This is a genomic window from Shewanella sp. 2_MG-2023 (assembly GCF_030548905.1).
GTDB lineage: Bacteria > Pseudomonadota > Gammaproteobacteria > Enterobacterales > Shewanellaceae > Shewanella > Shewanella electrodiphila.
In genome coordinates this window covers 58737-76552 of record NZ_JAUOSO010000010.1, presented here as the reverse complement: position 1 = coordinate 76552, position 17816 = coordinate 58737, and the positions used below count along the sequence as shown (strand labels likewise).

The 17816-nt window shown below is 42.5% G+C and carries 18 protein-coding genes; 6 read left to right on the top strand and 12 right to left on the bottom strand.

Annotated elements, in window-relative coordinates; all coding sequences use genetic code 11:
- The first annotated feature begins 135 nt into the window (after positions 1-135).
- The gene (hutX, locus tag Q4600_RS11545) at positions 136-645 is read left to right on the top strand and encodes a heme utilization cystosolic carrier protein HutX (protein WP_102528630.1); all 510 of its coding nucleotides are present in this window, start codon (positions 136-138) and stop codon (positions 643-645) included.
- Positions 646-675: 30 nt separating this feature from the next.
- Positions 676-1218 carry a heme utilization protein HutZ gene (gene hutZ, locus Q4600_RS11540; protein ID WP_102528631.1) on the top strand — a complete coding sequence of 181 codons (543 nt, stop codon included), beginning with the start codon at positions 676-678 and terminating at the stop codon, positions 1216-1218.
- Positions 1219-1337: 119 nt separating this feature from the next.
- Here the strand turns inward: hutZ and Q4600_RS11535 are convergent, their stop codons facing one another.
- Together Q4600_RS11535 and Q4600_RS11530 are read right to left on the bottom strand one after the other, a co-directional pair.
- Positions 1338-2180, bottom strand: coding sequence for a helix-turn-helix domain-containing protein (locus Q4600_RS11535; RefSeq protein ID WP_303516436.1), 843 nt, complete (start codon positions 2178-2180; stop codon positions 1338-1340).
- Positions 2177-2488: a helix-turn-helix transcriptional regulator gene (locus tag Q4600_RS11530; protein WP_102528633.1), complete on the bottom strand. Its 312-nt coding sequence runs from the start codon at positions 2486-2488 to the stop codon at positions 2177-2179. Before Q4600_RS11530 ends, Q4600_RS11535 begins: the two co-directional genes overlap by 4 nt.
- A 112-nt stretch (positions 2489-2600) precedes the next feature.
- Between Q4600_RS11530 and Q4600_RS11525 the strand changes: the two genes are divergently transcribed.
- Positions 2601-3527 carry a permease gene (locus tag Q4600_RS11525; protein WP_303516437.1) on the top strand — a complete coding sequence of 309 codons (927 nt, stop codon included), beginning with the start codon at positions 2601-2603 and terminating at the stop codon, positions 3525-3527.
- Positions 3528-3615: 88 nt separating this feature from the next.
- Here Q4600_RS11525 and Q4600_RS11520 read toward each other — a convergent pair whose 3' ends face one another.
- A complete protein-coding gene (locus Q4600_RS11520; protein ID WP_102528635.1) occupies positions 3616-3954 on the bottom strand; it encodes a hypothetical protein in 339 nt (112 codons plus the stop codon).
- A 216-nt stretch (positions 3955-4170) separates the two neighbouring features.
- Here Q4600_RS11520 and Q4600_RS11515 point away from each other — a divergent pair, with 216 nt between their 5' ends.
- Positions 4171-4719, top strand: a complete 549-nt coding sequence (locus Q4600_RS11515) for a DUF2937 family protein (protein WP_102528636.1) — start codon at positions 4171-4173, stop codon at positions 4717-4719.
- 187 nt (positions 4720-4906) lie between these two features.
- Complete coding sequence (locus Q4600_RS11510; protein ID WP_303516438.1) at positions 4907-5380, top strand: peroxiredoxin; 474 nt, start codon at positions 4907-4909, stop codon at positions 5378-5380.
- A 481-nt stretch (positions 5381-5861) separates the two neighbouring features.
- On the opposite strand, the gene Q4600_RS11505 is transcribed toward Q4600_RS11510, so the two are convergent.
- Entirely contained in the window at positions 5862-7850 is a 1989-nt protein-coding gene (locus Q4600_RS11505; RefSeq protein ID WP_303516439.1) for a methyl-accepting chemotaxis protein, read from the bottom strand.
- A gap of 366 nt (positions 7851-8216) precedes the next feature.
- Between Q4600_RS11505 and hmpA the strand changes: the two genes are divergently transcribed.
- Entirely contained in the window at positions 8217-9410 is a 1194-nt protein-coding gene (gene hmpA, locus Q4600_RS11500; RefSeq protein WP_102529591.1) for an NO-inducible flavohemoprotein, read from the top strand.
- Between the two features lie 97 nt (positions 9411-9507).
- Here the strand turns inward: hmpA and envZ are convergent, their stop codons facing one another.
- From envZ to Q4600_RS11460, 8 genes are all read right to left on the bottom strand, one after another.
- Complete coding sequence (envZ, locus tag Q4600_RS11495; protein ID WP_102529590.1) at positions 9508-10830, bottom strand: two-component system sensor histidine kinase EnvZ; 1323 nt, start codon at positions 10828-10830, stop codon at positions 9508-9510.
- A gap of 41 nt (positions 10831-10871) precedes the next feature.
- The gene (gene ompR, locus Q4600_RS11490; RefSeq protein ID WP_102529589.1) at positions 10872-11597 is read right to left on the bottom strand and encodes a two-component system response regulator OmpR; all 726 of its coding nucleotides are present in this window, start codon (positions 11595-11597) and stop codon (positions 10872-10874) included.
- A 196-nt stretch (positions 11598-11793) separates the two neighbouring features.
- Positions 11794-12579 (bottom strand): hypothetical protein, encoded by a 786-nt coding sequence (locus tag Q4600_RS11485; RefSeq protein ID WP_248956583.1) that lies wholly within the window; start codon positions 12577-12579, stop codon positions 11794-11796.
- A gap of 161 nt (positions 12580-12740) precedes the next feature.
- Positions 12741-13226, bottom strand: a complete 486-nt coding sequence (gene greB / locus Q4600_RS11480) for a transcription elongation factor GreB (RefSeq protein ID WP_102529587.1) — start codon at positions 13224-13226, stop codon at positions 12741-12743.
- Positions 13227-13320: 94 nt separating this feature from the next.
- Positions 13321-13803 (bottom strand): hypothetical protein, encoded by a 483-nt coding sequence (locus Q4600_RS11475; protein WP_102529586.1) that lies wholly within the window; start codon positions 13801-13803, stop codon positions 13321-13323.
- Positions 13804-13855: 52 nt separating this feature from the next.
- The gene (locus tag Q4600_RS11470; protein WP_303516440.1) at positions 13856-14542 is read right to left on the bottom strand and encodes a molecular chaperone; all 687 of its coding nucleotides are present in this window, start codon (positions 14540-14542) and stop codon (positions 13856-13858) included.
- Positions 14543-14592: 50 nt separating this feature from the next.
- Positions 14593-15273: a DMSO/selenate family reductase complex B subunit gene (locus Q4600_RS11465; protein ID WP_102529584.1), complete on the bottom strand. Its 681-nt coding sequence runs from the start codon at positions 15271-15273 to the stop codon at positions 14593-14595.
- Positions 15274-15285: 12 nt separating this feature from the next.
- Positions 15286-17799 carry a DMSO/selenate family reductase complex A subunit gene (locus tag Q4600_RS11460; protein WP_102529583.1) on the bottom strand — a complete coding sequence of 838 codons (2514 nt, stop codon included), beginning with the start codon at positions 17797-17799 and terminating at the stop codon, positions 15286-15288.
- Positions 17800-17816 lie beyond the last annotated feature (17 nt).

Genomic DNA, 17816 nt, shown 5'->3' with positions numbered 1-17816 from the left:
TAACGCTGAAGCAAAAGGTTGCAGGCTTAATGACTGCAACCTTATTTCAAAAAGCCTCTCAAGCATTAGTGCTTGAGCGGCTTTTGCAGTGTTAGCCAGTCGCATATTAGGGTTATCAATTATTGGAGATATTCCATGACAGTATCAGTAGCACAAATTCAGCAATACTTAAGCGAAAACCCAGCAGCGATGCCAGGTCAAGTGGCACAAGCGCTATCCATCACAGAGCTTGAAGTGGTCACGGCATTACCGACAGAACAACTGGCTTTATTGCCATTAACAGAAAAAGATAACCTGCTGACATCACTACCTGAGTGGGGCAACATGACCACGATTATCTCAGTATCAGGCAGTATTTTTGAATTTAAAGGTAGTTTTCCAAAGGGGAAATATGCCCACGGTTACTACAATTTAATCACTAAAGGTGAGGGGCTACACGGTCACTTGAAATTAGATGACATCAGCGCCATTGCTTTAATCAGCAAACCGTTCAGAGGTACAGAAAGCCACTCTATCAACTTCTTTGGTGCACAGGGCGAAGTGGTATTTAAAGTGTATTTAGGTCGCGATAAAAAGCGGGTGCTGCTAAGCAGCCAAGTTGAGCGTTTCCAAGCACTCAAAGGCAGCGTCACCGCAGCAGCTTAACTGATAATAATTAAATAAAAGGAATGTGTGATGTCGACTGAAAAAGAACAACGCTTACGTGAAAAGCTACTACCTGAAATTGAAGAATTTAAAGCTCAACGCTCAACTTTACAGCTTGCCACACAAGATGCAGACGGTGTACCCAATGCCAGTTATGCCCCTTTTGCTTTAGCTGATGATGGCTTTTACATTTTAGTCAGTGAATTAGCCCGTCATGGCACTAATCTACAAGCCTCTGACAAGCTTTCAGTCATGTTGGTTGAAGATGAATCAGAATCGAAAAGTGTGTTCGCCCGTAAACGATTAACGTTTGATGCAACGGCTGAAGTTGTTGCACGAGACAGCGAAACATTTACTAAAGGCGTGGCTGCGTTATCGGCTCGTTTTGGTGAAATGATTGATAACTTAGCTGCGCTAAAAGACTTCAACTTATTCAAGCTAAACCCGCATCACGGCTTATACGTAAAAGGTTTTGGTCAGGCATTTAGTTTATCTGGTGCAGAACTATTAGATGTTGACTGGAAACGCGATGGTCACCATGGCACCCCGAAACAGGTGGCAGAACAAGCTTAAGGGTTACCTTGTTTATGGCCATTGAGTCTTAAGGCACAAAATCCCGCAATATAAGCGGGATTTTTTTATGCTCAAATGAATTAAATATGTAGAGTTAACGATGAAGCTTTTATCGCTGATTACTGAAAATTGCCATATATATCAATCACGAATTCTCGCTGTTTGGCGTACTCCCCTGGTGTATTGCCAATGGCGTTTTTTAAATAACGGATTAAGTGGGGCTGATCACTAAAGCCAAACTGCAATGCGACATCACTCCAATCAATCTCATCTTGTTGATATTTTGATAAGTAAGTCAGTAGATTATCGAGTTTATTAATCGACTGGCATTGCTTTAATGTCATGCCAATAACCCGCAAAAAACTACGCTCTAATGTGCGCTGTGAACAATGCAGTTGTTCACCCATGTTTGAAATTGCAACCGCTTGCGGTAAAGCTAAAGCTTTTTTGACTAATGCGCTGTGCTTATCTTCTTTCGCTGTTTGTAGCCATGGCAGTAACAGCTCATCTAACTGGGCTGTACATTCAGTTTGCTGAAACTCAGCCGCTGATAATAGCCCTTCGATATTACAGATTTTGTTTTGAGAAAGTGGCTTAAATATGTCTGAGACATCGACTTGAGCAATATCATTAATTTGCAGCGCAGTTGGCGCAAGGTTTAAGCCGTATAAGGCGCCAGCATGAAACTTTACGCCTAGTAAGGTCATAGGTTCACTATGATCCATCGTGTAGGTTTTGTTATAGGGAAATAACCAATGACTGCCTTTGCCCTGAGTGGTCGTGGCTTCTGAACGATAGTCATACGCTTGCGATTTAGGCGTGATAATTAAGTGGCCACAGGTATCGGGGTTAAGCTTTGGGTGATCGATGCCGTCATCATCTTTATGGGTTTTAATAAACCAATAGCATTCAACAAAATGCGAGACAATGTCATTATTCGGCGGGATCACCCAGCCTTTCATGCGGTAACCTTTGGCGTACAAGCCTCGTCGGCGCAACATTCGTTTTGTAAAAAGCCAATCACAGATTCGAGTTGCTCAAATTCGGCAACGCAAAATAAAGTACGGCCTTCACGTCGCTGCGAAATCAAGCCTGCAGAGGCCAAACTAGAGATGTGGTGAGATAACGTCGAACCAGGAATAGCTAAAGACTCCTGTAATCCACCGACAGCAATGCCCTGATAACCCGCGCGAACCACTTTATTATAAATGGTAAGCCGTGTTGGATGACCCAGTTCTTTCAATGCTTTAGCGATAGTCTCAATTTCCATAACCATACCTTTTGTAAATTATATTTCGATAATACTGGAAATATATTGATCTATCCAGTTTAAAGGAATATATTTCGATTATTCTAGAAATATAGTTAATTAGGTATAAATGATGTTTGATTCTAACTTCATCAATATGGACATGCTCAAGGAAACCCTCGACATGTTTATGTTCTTAGCCGTTGAGCTAACCATTTTATTTTTGGCGATCAGCTATTTTGTCGGCGTATTGCAGCTATACATTCCACCGACAAAAATTCAACGTATTTTGAGTAGTAAAGGCGGCCGTGGTTACATTGTCGCTGGTTTTCTGGGGGCAATAACCCCGTTCTGCTCTTGCTCGACCATCCCTTTTTTAAAAGGGCTATTAAGAGCAAAAGCAGGGTTTGGCACCATGATGGTGTTCTTGTTTGCAAGTCCTTTGCTAAACCCAATTATCATTGGTTTATTTGCGGTGACATTTGGTCTTAAAGTGACTCTGTTTTACTTTGTGATGGCAATGGGCGTATCAGTTATTGCTGGCTACACCCTTGAAAAACTTGGCTTTGAGAAATATGTGAAATCTGAAGCCTATATTGCCCCTGAGTCAAAAGGCTGTGGCAGCGGATGCGGTGGTAAAGCTAAAGAAGTCAGTAAATGGCGCAAAGTATGGAACAGCACATGGGCAGATTTTAAAACCGTTTTACCGTACTTATTAGGCGGTATTGCGATTGGCTCATTAATCTATGGTTTTATGCCAACCGAGTTGGTTGCCAGTTTTGCTAGCGAAGATAACCCATTTGCCATTCCTGTAGCTGCGGTCATTGGTATTCCTTTATACATCCGAGCTGAAGCGGTAATTCCATTAAGCGCTGCATTAGCGGCAAAAGGGATGGGATTAGGTGCGGTAATGGCGCTGATTATCGGCAGTGCAGGTGCCAGCTTAACTGAAGTCATCTTGCTTAAATCAATATTTAAAAATCAAATGATTGCGGCGTTTTTAGTGGTCATTATAGCGATGGCGATTGGTGCAGGCTTGTTGTATCAGTTTATTTTTTAAGCTCCTTTTTATGATAAAGCAATCAACACAGGTTAATCGCCGTGTTGAGTGCTTCACTCTTTTTTGCTCTTTTTTTTTAATGTCTTGTTTATTCGCTTTGCTCTGAGCAAGCGGTAAACGTCTCGGCTGAAACGCCCAATTCTCCGGAAAAGTTTTCGACTAAACAGGCTGTGGTTTTCTCATCATCTTCATCTTGCATATGTTTTTCTACGCAAGTTCGCATCACTGAGCGAAACACCGATTCAACCTTGGCTTCTGACTGATTGGTACAACTGGCCATATTGGCAAATTCACCTTCTGCTTTCATTTGATTGACCGACATATCAATCATGAGATTCATTTGTTCAGGGCTGATAGTGGCAGCATTGCTCGAGGGCGCTATTGATAACGACAATAGTAATAGGGGTAAAATAATCGCGGCTTTCATGTATTAATCCTTTAATGTAATGTCCATATTGATGGTAAGAAATGAAACCTAAGATAAAGTCAGTCACTGATTCATCTTGGTAGAACTTGCATCATCATTTAAAGATAGCAGCATTGATTGGGTGATTGAACCAGCGATTGAACCAGCGATTGAACTATCGATTAAGTGAGAGTAAATAACCAATTAACACTTTGTCTTGAATAACGGGAAACATTGATGAAATCAATCATGGAGTATCTACGGCTGATATTATTTGTCAGTGGTGTACTGCTTGGAGTACAAGTGCCTGCATTTGTCGATCAATATGGTCAGCGACTTCAAGCCCATACCCAAGAAGCCAAGCTCAGCTTGGATGAATTTCAGCGTGATGCCGACCGATTTTTTGCTGGCGATATCCAAAAGTTAATTAGCCACTATCAACAAAACCCAGATCAAGTGATTAACGCCGGCGGCGACAGTATTGAAGCGATTTATCAACGTTATCAATTGCTCAATGGCGCACTGAATCAGTTTAATCAAACGGCTTACAGTCGCTTTGAACAAGTGGCTTTTGAGCCAATGGAAGATATTAGGCAAGAAGTATGGAATAACTTTAGCCATACAATCATGCTAGATACGCGGGCAATTGCTATCGGATTAGTATTGGGTTTTCTACTGTCGTTAATCTGTGAACTATGTTTAGTGGGTTGTGGCAAAGGTTGTAAACATGCTTATCGAGCCCTAAAACCGAAAGGGCAGTCAACCCTTAAATCTGAGCACGACTAATCCATTCAATGACTTTTATTCCGGTCATTATGATTGTTATTTTAATTGTTATTTTGATTGTGACTGTCATTAACCATACAAACCCTCGGTGTTTGTGATGGCCATTTCGCTTTATGCTAGCGCTTAACTAATTAACAGTTCATTTTAATATTACTTTTAAACATAAATCGAAAGATAAGGATTCCCCATGATAGAACAAGGACAAGCTTTACCCGCTGGTACATTAAGCGAACTGACTGATGATGGCATGCTAAACCATAACGTAAGTGAATTTTTCGCCGCTAAAAAAGTCGTGCTGTTTGCTGTACCTGGCGCGTTTACACCAACTTGTTCAGAAGCGCATTTACCGGGCTTTGTAGTATTCGCTGACCAACTTAAAGCCAAAGGCGTGGATTTAATTGCCTGTGTTTCAGTTAATGATGCTTTTGTCATGAAAGCATGGGGCGCAGCACAAAATGCATCTGAACTCACCATGCTAGCTGATGGCGATGCAAGCTTTACCAAAGCATTAGGCTTAGACATGGATACTGCAGGATTTGGCGGCGTACGTTCACAACGCTATGCCATGGTAGTAGAGAATGGCGTGGTGACGACTTTGAATGTAGAAGCACCAAAGTCGTTTGAAGTGAGTACAGCAGAAGCGATATTAGCAGCGTTATAAATGGCGCTAGTTTGACTCACTTTTATATTGTTGATTTCATGTTGATTATTTAAAGATACAATCGCAGGGTTCCACCCTGCACTGGCCAAAAGGGAGTGAACGGCTACTCCCTCTTGGATCTCCCACCCGCTCCGAATAAGTGCTGTCTCCTCGACGATAAAAGTGAATTAGCTAACGCTTCAGATGCGCCATCCATGGCTTAACTGAAGCTATGTTGGCATCCATGCCAACCTCACGCTAATTCACTTAATCGTCTCGGGCACTTCTCACGGAGACCATTGAACCCGACAGTTCATATGAAGTTGCAGACTCTTTATGAAGAGAATACGTAAGTCCAAACATGGCCTTTCTCGCACATCCATGTGCTTCGAGGCATTTAGTGCATCCTGCAATTAAGATTCGGCTAGCTTTCGAGGTGAAGGGAAGCGCCACGACTTTATGTCTTATTTAAAATGCATTAAATAATGAATAATTCACATCACTAAAACACACTTCTTCTTGCCGTTGTAGCCACAACGACTTCTGTTTCAATTCCTAAGCTTTGCTCAATGGTACTGACACTCTCTGCGACTTCAGTGGCGATAGCTTGGCTTTGATCTGATGCACTTTGTGCATGGGTATTGAGGCTTTCCATTGCGTTGACAAATTCATCTAAATAATTGACTTGTTGGTTAGCAAAGTCAGAGCCTTGTTTTGCGGTGCCGACCATTTCGCTGGCTTGGGCTTGTACCGTTTTGGCAACATCTAACAAGTGAGTTGCGCGTAATTGTTGGCTTTCAGTCGCATCACCAATGCCTTGTACGCTTTGGGTTAATGCCTTATTAGATACCGTAAGTTGTTCTAAAATATTCATAATATCTTTAAGGGATATTTGAGTGCGGTGAGATAAGTTACGCACTTCATCAGCAACAACGGCAAAGCCGCGGCCTTGTTCGCCTGCGCGGGCAGCTTCAATAGCTGCATTCAAGGCCAGTAGATTCGTTTGCTCGGCGATGTTGCCAATCACATCAATAATTTTTGATACATCAGTGACAGAAGTCGATAAGTTGGTCAGTGATTCGTAACAGTTGGTCACTGCATGTTGCGATGTTTCAGTCGCTTCTAATACGGCTTCTGCTTGGGTTTGGCTTGCCTGCATATGTTCCATGGTGGCAGTGGCTTTTTGCTCAACAATGGATGAGTTTTGTTCTACTTCACTGGCTAGTTCTCGTAAATGGCTGGTTTGTGTTTGCGCGACATTGACCACTTCTTGAGTTTGTTCTGTGGTGGTCGAGATTTGCTTGATCCTGTCAATTAATGAGCTTAATGAGTGCGATACTTTAGACACTTGTTGACGCTGACTTTCGTCTTCTTGCTCAAACCGGTTTAATAGTTGGTTGAAGTGACCTGCTATTTGGCCTGTTTCACAACGGCTATTAATTTGTAATTGCTCACGCTGATTGGATTCACTTAGTTTCATAAAGGCCGCATTTAAGCGTTTTAGCGGTTGTACAACTCGGCGTTGTTGCAGCCATAAATAACCAAAGGCAAATAAACCAATGATAATCACCATTGAATATAAAATGGTTTGTAGCTGCTTTTTTAAATCATGATCATATTCAGCGTGCACTTTTCCTAGACGCAGCAACTGTTGCTCCACTTGATCAGTGTCGGCAGACAATTGTGATTGCACCAAAAGATTATCGGCGAGTAAGTTATGGGTATTGGCCACTTCTTTGTCATAGCGCAGGCTTAAACTGAGTAGTTCATCGCGATAAGATTCACCTATTTCAAACTGCTCAGGCTCATCTGCACCTAAGGCAAATTCATCGACTTCTTCTTGTTCAAAAATTCCAATAAGAGAGAGTTTTGTTAATTGCTCATGCCATTGATTTAGTGCTTGTATATTACGTTGTAGGCTAGCTTCTAAGCGACTGTCTTTACCTATTAAATAGCCTTCAGTGAGTTGTGATAACTGAAACACCAATGGTGGTAGCTCACGGGTTAATTGTAAATATGATTGGGCTAAATCAGCATCCACTGCCAAGCCTTTTTCGGCGTAAGCGGCGAGGCGCATATTATTATCAAGCATTTCAGACTCTGAGTAAGCCAGTAACTTCCTTGGGTTACCTGCTAGTTTTCCTGCCGCAAGGTAGCGGTTATTCAAATTTGCGACAAATTCAGCTAAAAATTGCTGTATAGAGGTGGTGGCTGCTGTTGCTGAAGCTAAGTCAATTTGGCCGATTTGATGGGAGATTTCGGTGAGTTCTTGCCTTGCTTGGCTAAGAATTTCACTGTCTCCCGATTGCAAATAGGCATTGATATTGGGGCGAACCTTGAGCAAAAAAGTGTGTTGTATCTGTTGCAGAGTATTTGCTTGTAATTCGACTTGCTGACGTTTGTCTGTGCTCCAAAGGACTGTGGCAGCTAAAAGTCCTGCCAGTAGCAACAATATTGCCGAAGCTGTTAAGGAAAGAGTGGAAATCTTCATTGAAATGTTAGCTTTTTGGAGATTAAGTGTTGGTGATTTTATGAATTAAATATGACAGTAAGATTACATTTTGTGTATCAACTTGTATCTTGTTGCGTAATTAAATCCTTGTTTATTATATGGTTAAATGTAAAAAAGACTAAGATGATTGTAATGAAATAGAGGGTTAACACCTAAGTAGAGTTATTGCTCTATCTCTTATTGGATATAAGGTGTTACTTGCTTATGAACGACCGAATGTATGAGATCAATTGTTAAATGATCGCTAGATAAAATGAAATTAATCTAAAATATATTGATCTAAATCAAATGCATGTTTATTATCTTGTCAAAACATGCATTTTAAATACATATTAGGGGTTGTTTATGTTAGATCAGCATACTAAAGACGTTGTTAAGAGCACTATTCCATTATTAGAAGCGGCAGGTCCTGCACTGACTACGCATTTTTATCAACGTATGTTTGAACATAATCCTGAGTTAAAAGATGTATTTAACTTGGCCCATCAACATACTGGTGGCCAACCTGTTGCCTTGTTTAATGCCGTTGCCGCTTACGCAAAAAATATTGATAACCTAGAAGCACTGGGCGCCGCAGTTGAGCGCATTGCCCATAAACACACAGGTTTCTTAATCAAGCCAGAGCAGTACGCCATTGTTGGTGGTCACCTTTTAGCGACACTTAAAGAACTCGGCGGCGATGCCGTGACTGAAGAAGTGCTGACCGCTTGGGGTAATGCATATGGCTTTTTAGCGGACATCTTTATCAACCGCGAAGCACAGCTTTATCAACAAACAGCGGCTAAAACTGGCGGCTGGGAAGGTACACGCCGCTTTGTGGTTCAAGCGAAAACACCTGAATCCTCGGTTATCACTTCATTCCTGTTAGCACCAGAAGACGGTCAGCCAGTCGTCGAATTCACTCCAGGGCAATACTTAAGTGTGTCGCTTGATCACGAGCAGTTAGATTTTAAAGAAATTCGTCAGTATTCATTATCAGATGCACCTAATGGCAGTACGTACCGCATTAGTGTTAAGCGTGAACAGGGCGGTAAAGTTTCTAACTTACTGCATGAGCATTACCAAGTCGGAGATATCATCGATGTGGTTGCACCAGCGGGTGATTTTGTGCTGAATACCGCAGCTGAAACGCCTGTAGTGTTGTTGTCAGCTGGTGTCGGCCTTACACCAATGAAGAGCATGTTGAACCAGCTATTATCGCAATCACATACAGCGAATATCACTTGGGTTCATGCCTGTGAAGATGGCGCACAGCACAGCTTTAAACAAGCAATTAAAGCCAAACGAGATGTGAATACCAACTTAGAAAGCTACGTTTGGTATCGTCAGCCTTTAGCGACAGATTTACCTGCCGAAGATTTTGATTTTGAAGGGACTGTAGAGCTTAATAACATCGCCGAAAGTATTGTGCCAAATGCCCAATATTACTTCTGTGGCCCTATCGGTTTTATGAAAGCCATCAAGCAGCAATTACTTGGGTTAAATGTGCCAGAGTCGCAATTACATTACGAAGTCTTTGGCCCTCACGCAGATTTATAATCTGTATTAAACCGATTTTTATTTAGCAAAAAGCGACTCATCGAGTCGCTTTTTTGTTGAATGAAATTGACTTAAAACAGGGTTAGCTAAGAGCCACTTACTGGTTTTCTATTGGTAACCATACTTGCGCTCTAAGGCCGCCTTCAGGTCGGTTTTTAAGTTCAATCTTGCCGTGGTGACGGTCGATAATTCGTTTCACAATGGCTAAGCCAAGACCTGAACCTACTGAACCTCGGGCACTATCCCCTTGGGTGAATGGTTGAAACAGCTTTTCAATCTCTGCTTCATTAATGCCAGGGCCGTTATCTTCGATAATAAAACTGACACCTTTAGCGGTTTGATACGAACTGATTTTTATCAAGCCGTTACCGTAGCGAAAGCCATTTTCTACTAAATTACTTAATACTCGTTTAATCGCCACGCTTTGAAAAGGCACCAATGGACAATCTTGTAAATTGAGTTCAATGTTGCCTTCTCGGTGCATTTCCTGTTGGTTGATTTCCTGGATCAAGCGGTTGATATCATTCAGCTCTCTGGCACTTTCTTGGTCGTGACGCACATAAGCAATAAACTGGTTAATGATGTCATCCATATCTTCAATATCGGTGACTATGCCATCTTTAAGGTATTGATCTTCATCCACCATCATTTCAGAGGCTAAGCGAATACGTGTCAGTGGCGTACGTAGGTCGTGGGATATGCCGGCCATCAGTAAAGCTCGATCTTGCTCAAGTTGCTTCATACTGTGAGACATTTGATTAAAAGCGTGAGTTACCTCGACGATTTCAGATGATCCACTTAAGGGTAATGGCTCTGGGAATTCGCCTTTAGATACAGAGAAAGCAGCGCGTTGTAAACGCTTAAGCGGCCTGTTGAGCCTGCGTGCAAACCACCATCCACCTGCGACACTGAGCGCACCAATTACCAATAAATACAATGTTAGTGGTGATAAATCATTTTCGTTTAGCCCTGTCAGCGGTACTTTTATCCACAGAGTCGGTGCTTGTGGCGGTCTGATCCACACTTGCAGTTGTTTACCTTGAGAAAAGCGTACTTCCGCTTCGCCGCCAAGGTACTCAGACATTTGTTCGGACAAAAAACCATAATAGGTGGCCGATTCGAGCCCGGCTGCAATGGCGTTTTGCTGATTGTAAACTTTCATCTCATCATCGCGCACTTTTGCATTGAGGGCATCAACAACGGTGAGGTTTTCACGGGTGATGACAACACCATCAATAAACAATAAGTTTATTTGTCGTGCGATGAGTTGGTTGATTTGTTCATAACTGGGTTTAATAAAATAAACCGTTACAGAGAGGTAAGAAACCAGTTGATTAATCAGTAGCAAACTACCAATAAGCAATACGGTTTGGCTGAAAGAATTACGTGGCAGAAAACGCTGCCACCATTTCAGTTTGATTGCTTTTGGCTGGCTAATGGTTTGTGACTGGCTGATAGAAATTAACCCCGAGCAGTGCCGTCAGGCACGAACACATAACCTAAACCCCAAACCGTTTGGATATAGCGGGGGTTAGCGGCATCAACTTCGATTAATCGGCGTAAGCGAGACACTTGTACGTCAATAGAACGCTCTAGTGCTGAGTAGTCACGACCACGGGCAAGGTTCATGAGCTTATCGCGCGATAATGGCTCTCTTGGGTGAGATACCAATACTTTAAGCACGGCAAATTCACCTGAGGTGAGAGCGATACTTTTTTCTTCATGGAACATTTCGCGGGTTGCAAGGTTCAATGAAAAGTCACCAAAACTAATCACTTCTTCTTGTTGCGCTGGTGCTCCAGGCACTTCTGCTGTTTGACGACGCATCACAGCTTTAATGCGCGCGAGTAATTCACGTGGATTAAACGGTTTTGGCAAATAATCATCGGCGCCAAGTTCTAAGCCAATAATACGGTCAACTTCGTCGCCTTTGGCGGTGAGCATGACAATTGGGATTGGGTTTTCTTGTTGACGTAAGCGACGGCAGATTGATAAACCATCCTCACCCGGCAGCATTAAGTCTAAAACCAATAAATGAAAGTTTTCGCGCTCTAATAAGCGATCCATTTGTTCAGCATTAGCTGCGCTGCGCACTTGATAACCTTGTTCAAGTAAATAGCGTTCTAATAATGATCTGAGTCGCATGTCATCATCGACAACGAGAATTTTAGATGTTTCCTGGCCCATGAAATATCCTTTTGTCTAAATTTCGGCGCTAAATACAGTTAGTAAGCTAAATATAGCGACTTTATTAGAGTGCAAACAAGAGGTGTAATAGTAGTTTATGATTGTGCAGGGATAATATGACGAAGTTATTAGATTAAGTCTATGAAATTAATTGAATTTAATGATATTGATTGGAATATTAGAAATTGTAACTAAATCAGTTTTTTCGCATTAATCGCGAAAAAGTATCAATCACGCCATCTTCGTTGTTATCGAGGAGGAAGATGAGCTGATCATCATGAAGTTTGACATTAAAAGCTGCCGATGCAATTTCACCGTAGCGACTAAAGCCTGTTTGGTTGTTGTCATCATATTGAGCCTGAAAATAAACTTCTTCAGAATCTGATTGATGCTGATATTGACCCCATTCCATTCCCGTGAGTTCGTCATCATGGTCAAAGTTAATTTGTAACTGTACATATAAGCCATTATCGAGCATCAATACGGCATACAAGTCATCATATTCTTGGTTATACCAGTAACCTTCAATGTCTCGCGAGCGCAGTTGTTCGTATTCAACAATATTGTCGATAGAATTGTCGGCTTGTTTATCCATATTCAACTGCAATCTTGATGCGTCATTATTGAGGTAAACATGACTGTGATTGTGCTTAGTAAGTAAGGTGATAAACCCTTTGGACGGGTTATTGCTAAAGGTGGGGTTGAAGGAAATGGATATTGGCATATCCACAAAAGCGGTGGTATTAGATAACGCAAAACTGCCCCATTCAGCGAAACTATTACTCGGCTCATTTAAGTCCAGCCCAATTTGCAGGTAACTTTGATCTTCATTTATTTGCAGTAGTTCAATATGCCCAGCTTGCTGGCTAAGCCAGTTGCCTATGATGTATTCAGGTAGGTGGTTACTCGGTTGTGCCTTGAAACTTATCAGCATCAGAAGCGTCACACCAACTAACATCATCCAGAAAACTCTACTACACATAAAAGTTCCTTTTTTATGTTATTTACTCGATACAGGGTAAATAAAAACCGGATCTCAAGTTTAGTAAAGAAACATCATAGGGCAAGGAATTGTAGAATAATTCGCCATAAAGTTGACGTATGTATGAGTAATACACTGTTTTTGGGCAGGTGTCAGGTTTATTATACCTCTAAGTTAGTATAAGAAATTTTGTTGATATACCAATCTTGGGGGCCATTGGGGGTAGGGACAACTGCATCGTCATCGACTTCTTTTTTGAGTAATGCACGGGCCATGGGTGAATCAATAGAAATATAGCCTTTAGCATCGCCGTAAATCTCATCAGGACCAACAATGCGAAATTGTAAAATATCACCGGCATCATTTTCAATTTCGACCCAAGCGCCAAAGAAGATTTTTCCTTCTTGTTCTGGGGCATACTCAACGACTTTTAAACTTTCGATACGTTTGCGCAAAAAACGGACTCGACCATCGATTTGGCGCAATAAACGTTTGTTTTCTTTGTAGTCAGCATTTTCGCTACGGTCACCAAGGCTAGCTGCCCAAGCCACTTTTTTGGTGATCTCAGGACGGTATTCTCGCCATAGATAGTTCAATTCAGTTTTTAGTTTGGTCATCCCTTCCGGGGTGATGAGATTGGTCTTCACTTGGTTTGCTACTCAATGATGCTGATATATCTGATTGAGTGAAATTACCTAAAAGGAGTGCGGTTGTCGATAGCGCTTTTTGATAAGTATGGGGCTAGTTACCCATATTTCGGCTTTGACTGCGACGTTGATGACGTAATTGCGATAACTGACTCATCGCAGTGATAACCTTTTGGCTCTGATTACAGATAACAGCTTGTCTGGCATCAATGCTTTGGTTACTTGCGTTAGCCTGAGTATCGGCTTGCTTCAAACACTGTTTGGCATAATGCTCAGTGATTTGCACAATTAACGCTTCGGCTTGGCTGAGATCATTGCTGTTTATTTCTTTGACGAAGAGGAGTAAAAAGCAATCGAATAGGGCGCTAAAAACATCAGCATTAGCAAACTCTGACTCAATACAGACTTGCCTGCGGGACTCATCAATTAAAGCGGCGACTAAGTTGGCAATTGTAGTTGCGTTGGTTGCCCCGACTAAAAGGCTGTTTACGTAGGTGTCTTGTTGCCAAAACGCGACCAATTGATGCGACCATTCGGCCTTATCCCATTGCTCGCCCATTGCGTGAATGACTGACATAACAAGCTCCTACGAAAACAACATATATCGAGTATAAAACCAGGTTAAACAGCTACCTAAATAACTTTCTTGGCATAGGTAATATTTTAAATGCTTCGGCTAGTTCCGCTAAATAGTCATTAGCCAATAGCGAGATACCTACATAAAAGTCGGTCTCAGCATTGATTTTGGCCAGCTCTAAACAGCGTCCTGCCCATGGCAACATATGTTGTTGCAATAGCACTTGGATAAACTGTGTTAGCTGCTGTGCATCAGTGTCAGAATCTGGGTTAGTCGCCGCCTCTTGCAAGGTAGCAAAGCTTGAATCCAGTACACTAAAGAACAAACCGATATGATCCACTGGCTGTGGCATTGTTAGGTCGAAGTTAACCCCGTATTGCTTATAAAAATCAATGAGGGCAATGGTTGATGCATCGAAATGCACTTGATCTTCACCTAAATACGCAGAACCCTGTGGAATAGCTTTAGGTTCACCAGGACCAAAGAAAAGCTGGCCGTAGTCGACTTTTAAATCAAGTAACTGTTCGGCTTCATTCCAATGATTCAGATAGGTTGTTAGAGCGTCACGTCCTTGTTGATTATCGCTACGGTTGGCAAATGTAGGCCAAGTTGCAGCGACGTCATTTTCTACCATGCTGTGAATTAATTCAGCTTCTGGATAATGACAAAATAGGTTATGTAAAATACGTGCGATTGCTTGGTATTCACTTAACTGTTCAACTGACTGTTCAATACTCATTTAACTTTTCCTCAAAAAGGGCAGTGGTGAAGCACCACCGCCAGATCTGATTATACTTCGTTAGGGTTCAAGATTTTACCTGCACCAGCACCTGCTGGTTGACCATTGCGGTTTGCTTTAATGATCAAGTTAGGTGTAGTGATCGATGGATCTGGTAATGGTGCAATATGCCCATCACCAGCGCCATATTTAGCTTGAATGTTTTCTACTGTATCAAAATCCATTGCACGCATTGGGCAAGATTCAACACAGATAGGCTTACGCCCTTCAGCTAGTCTGTCATAACAACCGTCACACTTGGTCATCACTTTACGTTCTTGATCTAATTGCGGCGCGTCATATGGACATGCACGTGAACAGCTTTCACAGGCAATACATAAGTCTTCAGCTACATGCACTAAACCGTCTTCACGACGTTTGTGCATTGCACCTGTTGGACAAGCCTTAACACAAACTGGCTCGCTACAGTGGTTACAGCCAATAGACATGTAGTAAGCAAATACGTCTTGCTCAAAAGTACCAGTTGCTGGATCGACATTCCAAGATCCGCCACCGTATTCATATACGCGGCGCCAGTTAACACCATTTAAACTAGGTACGCCGTTTTCAACTGGCTTAGTTGCATTGCGAATCTCTTCGCCTTGTCTGTCTTTACAAGAGATATGGCAGGCTTTACAGCCAGTACATTTTGTCGTATCGACATAGAAACAATATTGGATAGCATCGCTCATGGTAGCGCTCCCTTATAAAACTTTACGAAGTTGAACACGGTTAGTGTGTTGTGGATTACCTTTAGCCACTGGGCTAGGCATGTAACGGGTTAGCGAGTTAATCGCGCCGCCAATGTCCACGACTTTGCCAGAAGAGCCAGTGCGACCATTTGGATCAGGTTTGAACCAAGCGCCTTGACCTAAAGCAACGACACCAGGAAGTACGCGAGGTGTGATGCGTACAACCACTTCAATAGAACCACGTTCGTTATACATTTCGACAGTGTCACCAGAGGCTACGCCGTACTGTTGAGCATCAATCGCGTTCATCCATACTGCATCTTCAACCGCTTCACGTAACCAAGGTACGTTGTGGTAGCTAGAGTGAGTACGACCCTTAGTGTGGTAACCCGCTAATTGCAGTGGGTAATCATCTTTGGTGTCTTCATCTTCATAGCTGTCCCACGTTACTGTGTATTGTGGGATTGCAGTAATGGTGTCGCCTTTAACTTTGTTTTGTTCCCAGTTTGCTGAGCGCCATGCAAGCTCTGCAGAGTGGATTTCAATTTTTCCTGAAGGTGTTGCTAGTGCTTCACCGCCATTCACAAAACCTTGTAGCGCCACGTTGCGGTTTTCCATGTTCTTGCGGAAGAAACCAATTTCTTGTGCTTCTTTGTAAGTTGATGGGAACGCAGGAGTCACACCTAAGTTTTTGCTGTTTGAACGAGTTTGTTGGTAAAGCTCTTCTAACCACTCATCTTCTGTTTTACCTTCAGTAAACTCAGCACCAACACCCATTGCATCAGCGATCATTGCTGATACTTGGTACATTGATTTACAGTCCCAAATTGGGTCTACAGCGGCTTTCATTGCTGTGATGTAACCCATTGCGCCAGAAGCATAAGAGTCATCAACTAAGTCATTTGATTCTAACCAAGAAGTATCTGGAATGATGATGTCGGCAAATTTAGCGCCTGGGGTCATCCAGCAATCACAAGAAACGATAAGCTCAACGCCGCTTTCATCTTTTAAGATTTCTGCAGTACCGTTAATGTCAGCATGTTGGTTCAATAGCGAGCTATCAGAAGCTGAGATGATCACTTTGATATTAGTGCCAAGTGGCGTATCTAAGTCGTCAGTACCCGTAATACCGTGAGTACGGGCAGTCATGGTTTCACCATTGTGAATCGCTTCTGACCAAGTGAAGAAAGAGATTTTTTCTTTCACTGGGTTAGTGCCTGTAGGGATAGAAGCACGGTACATGTTAGTCATGTTTGGTAGTTCACCGTTTGATGAACCTTCACGACCTAATTTACCTGCTAATACACCTAGCATGTAGATAGCACGAACGGTTTGTTCACCGTTTGCTTGGCGGTTAACACCCGCGCCAGCAATGATGTAAGGCTTTTGAGAAGCCATTAAATCGTCTGCAACTTGCTTGATGTTTGCTTCAGAAATACCAGTGATTTTCGCAGCCCATTCAGGCGTACGCGCTTCACGGTCAGCAAACTTGCCTTGCGCCATGATGTAGTCGTAGTAGTTCTCTGCACTGTCCATTGCTGCAGCGTATTCAACTTTTTTCGCATCGCCACTGGCTGCAAATTCTGCTTTTTGTGCTTCGATTGAAGCAGCGTCATAACCGACACTGTTCTTATTGATGAAGTCGATAGAGTTTGCGTCAACCCAACCTGAACTGATCATCAAGTAAGCAATCGCTTCTGCTAATGCAGCATCAGTACCTGGACGGATTGGTAACCAAGATGATTCTTTACCTGTCATTGAGTCAGTGTAACGTGGGTCGATCATCGTGACTTTAAGGCCGTTTGCACGTTGCAGAGCCTGTAAGTAATCGTAACCTTCACCTGAGCCTGATTGACGGATTTCACTTGGGTTGTAAGCAAAACCTAATAAAAAGTCACTGCTTTCAAGTGTTACTGTGGCAGAACCTGATGTGCTGCCAGTACCAAAGGTGTGTTTAGCCGCTTCAGTTTGTTGCGCCCAAGAGTAGTTACCGAAGTATTGTAAGCAACCGCCAACTAAGTTGAATAAACGGTTGAAACAACCATTTGATGCGAAACCATAATATGCGCCAGAGCCGTAGCTTCTGAAAATCGCCTTATTACCGTGTTCAGCAATAACAGAAGTCAGTTTGCCACCGATAGTGCTCGCTGCTTCTTCCCATGTAATTGGCACAAACTTACCTTCGCCGCGCTCACCAACACGTTTCATTGGTGATTTTAAACGGTCAAATGCATAAGTGCGTTGACGTAATGAACGACCACGTGCACAAGCACGAACTTGGTGCATACCGTACTCATCTTGTACATCATGATGAGTTTCAACGCGGGTAATCATCCCGTCGCGGCTGTAAACTTTAACTGGGCAGTTTGAGCCACAGTTTACTAGACATGCCGACCAAGTTAATGCTTCATCAACTGGTGGTTGCGGTGGTACTGGCTCAGCATCTTTTGAGCTGGAATTACAACCAGTAACGGTGGCAGCACAACCTAAAGCAGCACTCATTTTTAAGAAACTTCTGCGTTCCATTATTAAATCCTCTTACT

What these genes read in the sequence shown, in the direction of transcription:
- hutX (WP_102528630.1), top strand. Translation starts at nt 136, where the DNA reads ATGACAGTATCAGTAGCACAAATTCAGCAATACTTAAGCGAAAACCCA.
- hutZ (WP_102528631.1), top strand. Translation starts at nt 676, where the DNA reads ATGTCGACTGAAAAAGAACAACGCTTACGTGAAAAGCTACTACCTGAA.
- Q4600_RS11535 (WP_303516436.1), bottom strand. Translation starts at nt 2,180, where the DNA reads ATGAAAGGCTGGGTGATCCCGCCGAATAATGACATTGTCTCGCATTTT.
- Q4600_RS11530 (WP_102528633.1), bottom strand. Translation starts at nt 2,488, where the DNA reads ATGGAAATTGAGACTATCGCTAAAGCATTGAAAGAACTGGGTCATCCA.
- Q4600_RS11525 (WP_303516437.1), top strand. Translation starts at nt 2,601, where the DNA reads ATGTTTGATTCTAACTTCATCAATATGGACATGCTCAAGGAAACCCTC.
- Q4600_RS11520 (WP_102528635.1), bottom strand. Translation starts at nt 3,954, where the DNA reads ATGAAAGCCGCGATTATTTTACCCCTATTACTATTGTCGTTATCAATA.
- Q4600_RS11515 (WP_102528636.1), top strand. Translation starts at nt 4,171, where the DNA reads ATGAAATCAATCATGGAGTATCTACGGCTGATATTATTTGTCAGTGGT.
- Q4600_RS11510 (WP_303516438.1), top strand. Translation starts at nt 4,907, where the DNA reads ATGATAGAACAAGGACAAGCTTTACCCGCTGGTACATTAAGCGAACTG.
- Q4600_RS11505 (WP_303516439.1), bottom strand. Translation starts at nt 7,850, where the DNA reads ATGAAGATTTCCACTCTTTCCTTAACAGCTTCGGCAATATTGTTGCTA.
- hmpA (WP_102529591.1), top strand. Translation starts at nt 8,217, where the DNA reads ATGTTAGATCAGCATACTAAAGACGTTGTTAAGAGCACTATTCCATTA.
- ompR (WP_102529589.1), bottom strand. Translation starts at nt 11,597, where the DNA reads ATGGGCCAGGAAACATCTAAAATTCTCGTTGTCGATGATGACATGCGA.
- Q4600_RS11485 (WP_248956583.1), bottom strand. Translation starts at nt 12,579, where the DNA reads ATGTGTAGTAGAGTTTTCTGGATGATGTTAGTTGGTGTGACGCTTCTG.
- Q4600_RS11475 (WP_102529586.1), bottom strand. Translation starts at nt 13,803, where the DNA reads ATGTCAGTCATTCACGCAATGGGCGAGCAATGGGATAAGGCCGAATGG.
- Q4600_RS11470 (WP_303516440.1), bottom strand. Translation starts at nt 14,542, where the DNA reads ATGAGTATTGAACAGTCAGTTGAACAGTTAAGTGAATACCAAGCAATC.
- Q4600_RS11465 (WP_102529584.1), bottom strand. Translation starts at nt 15,273, where the DNA reads ATGAGCGATGCTATCCAATATTGTTTCTATGTCGATACGACAAAATGT.
- Q4600_RS11460 (WP_102529583.1), bottom strand. Translation starts at nt 17,799, where the DNA reads ATGGAACGCAGAAGTTTCTTAAAAATGAGTGCTGCTTTAGGTTGTGCT.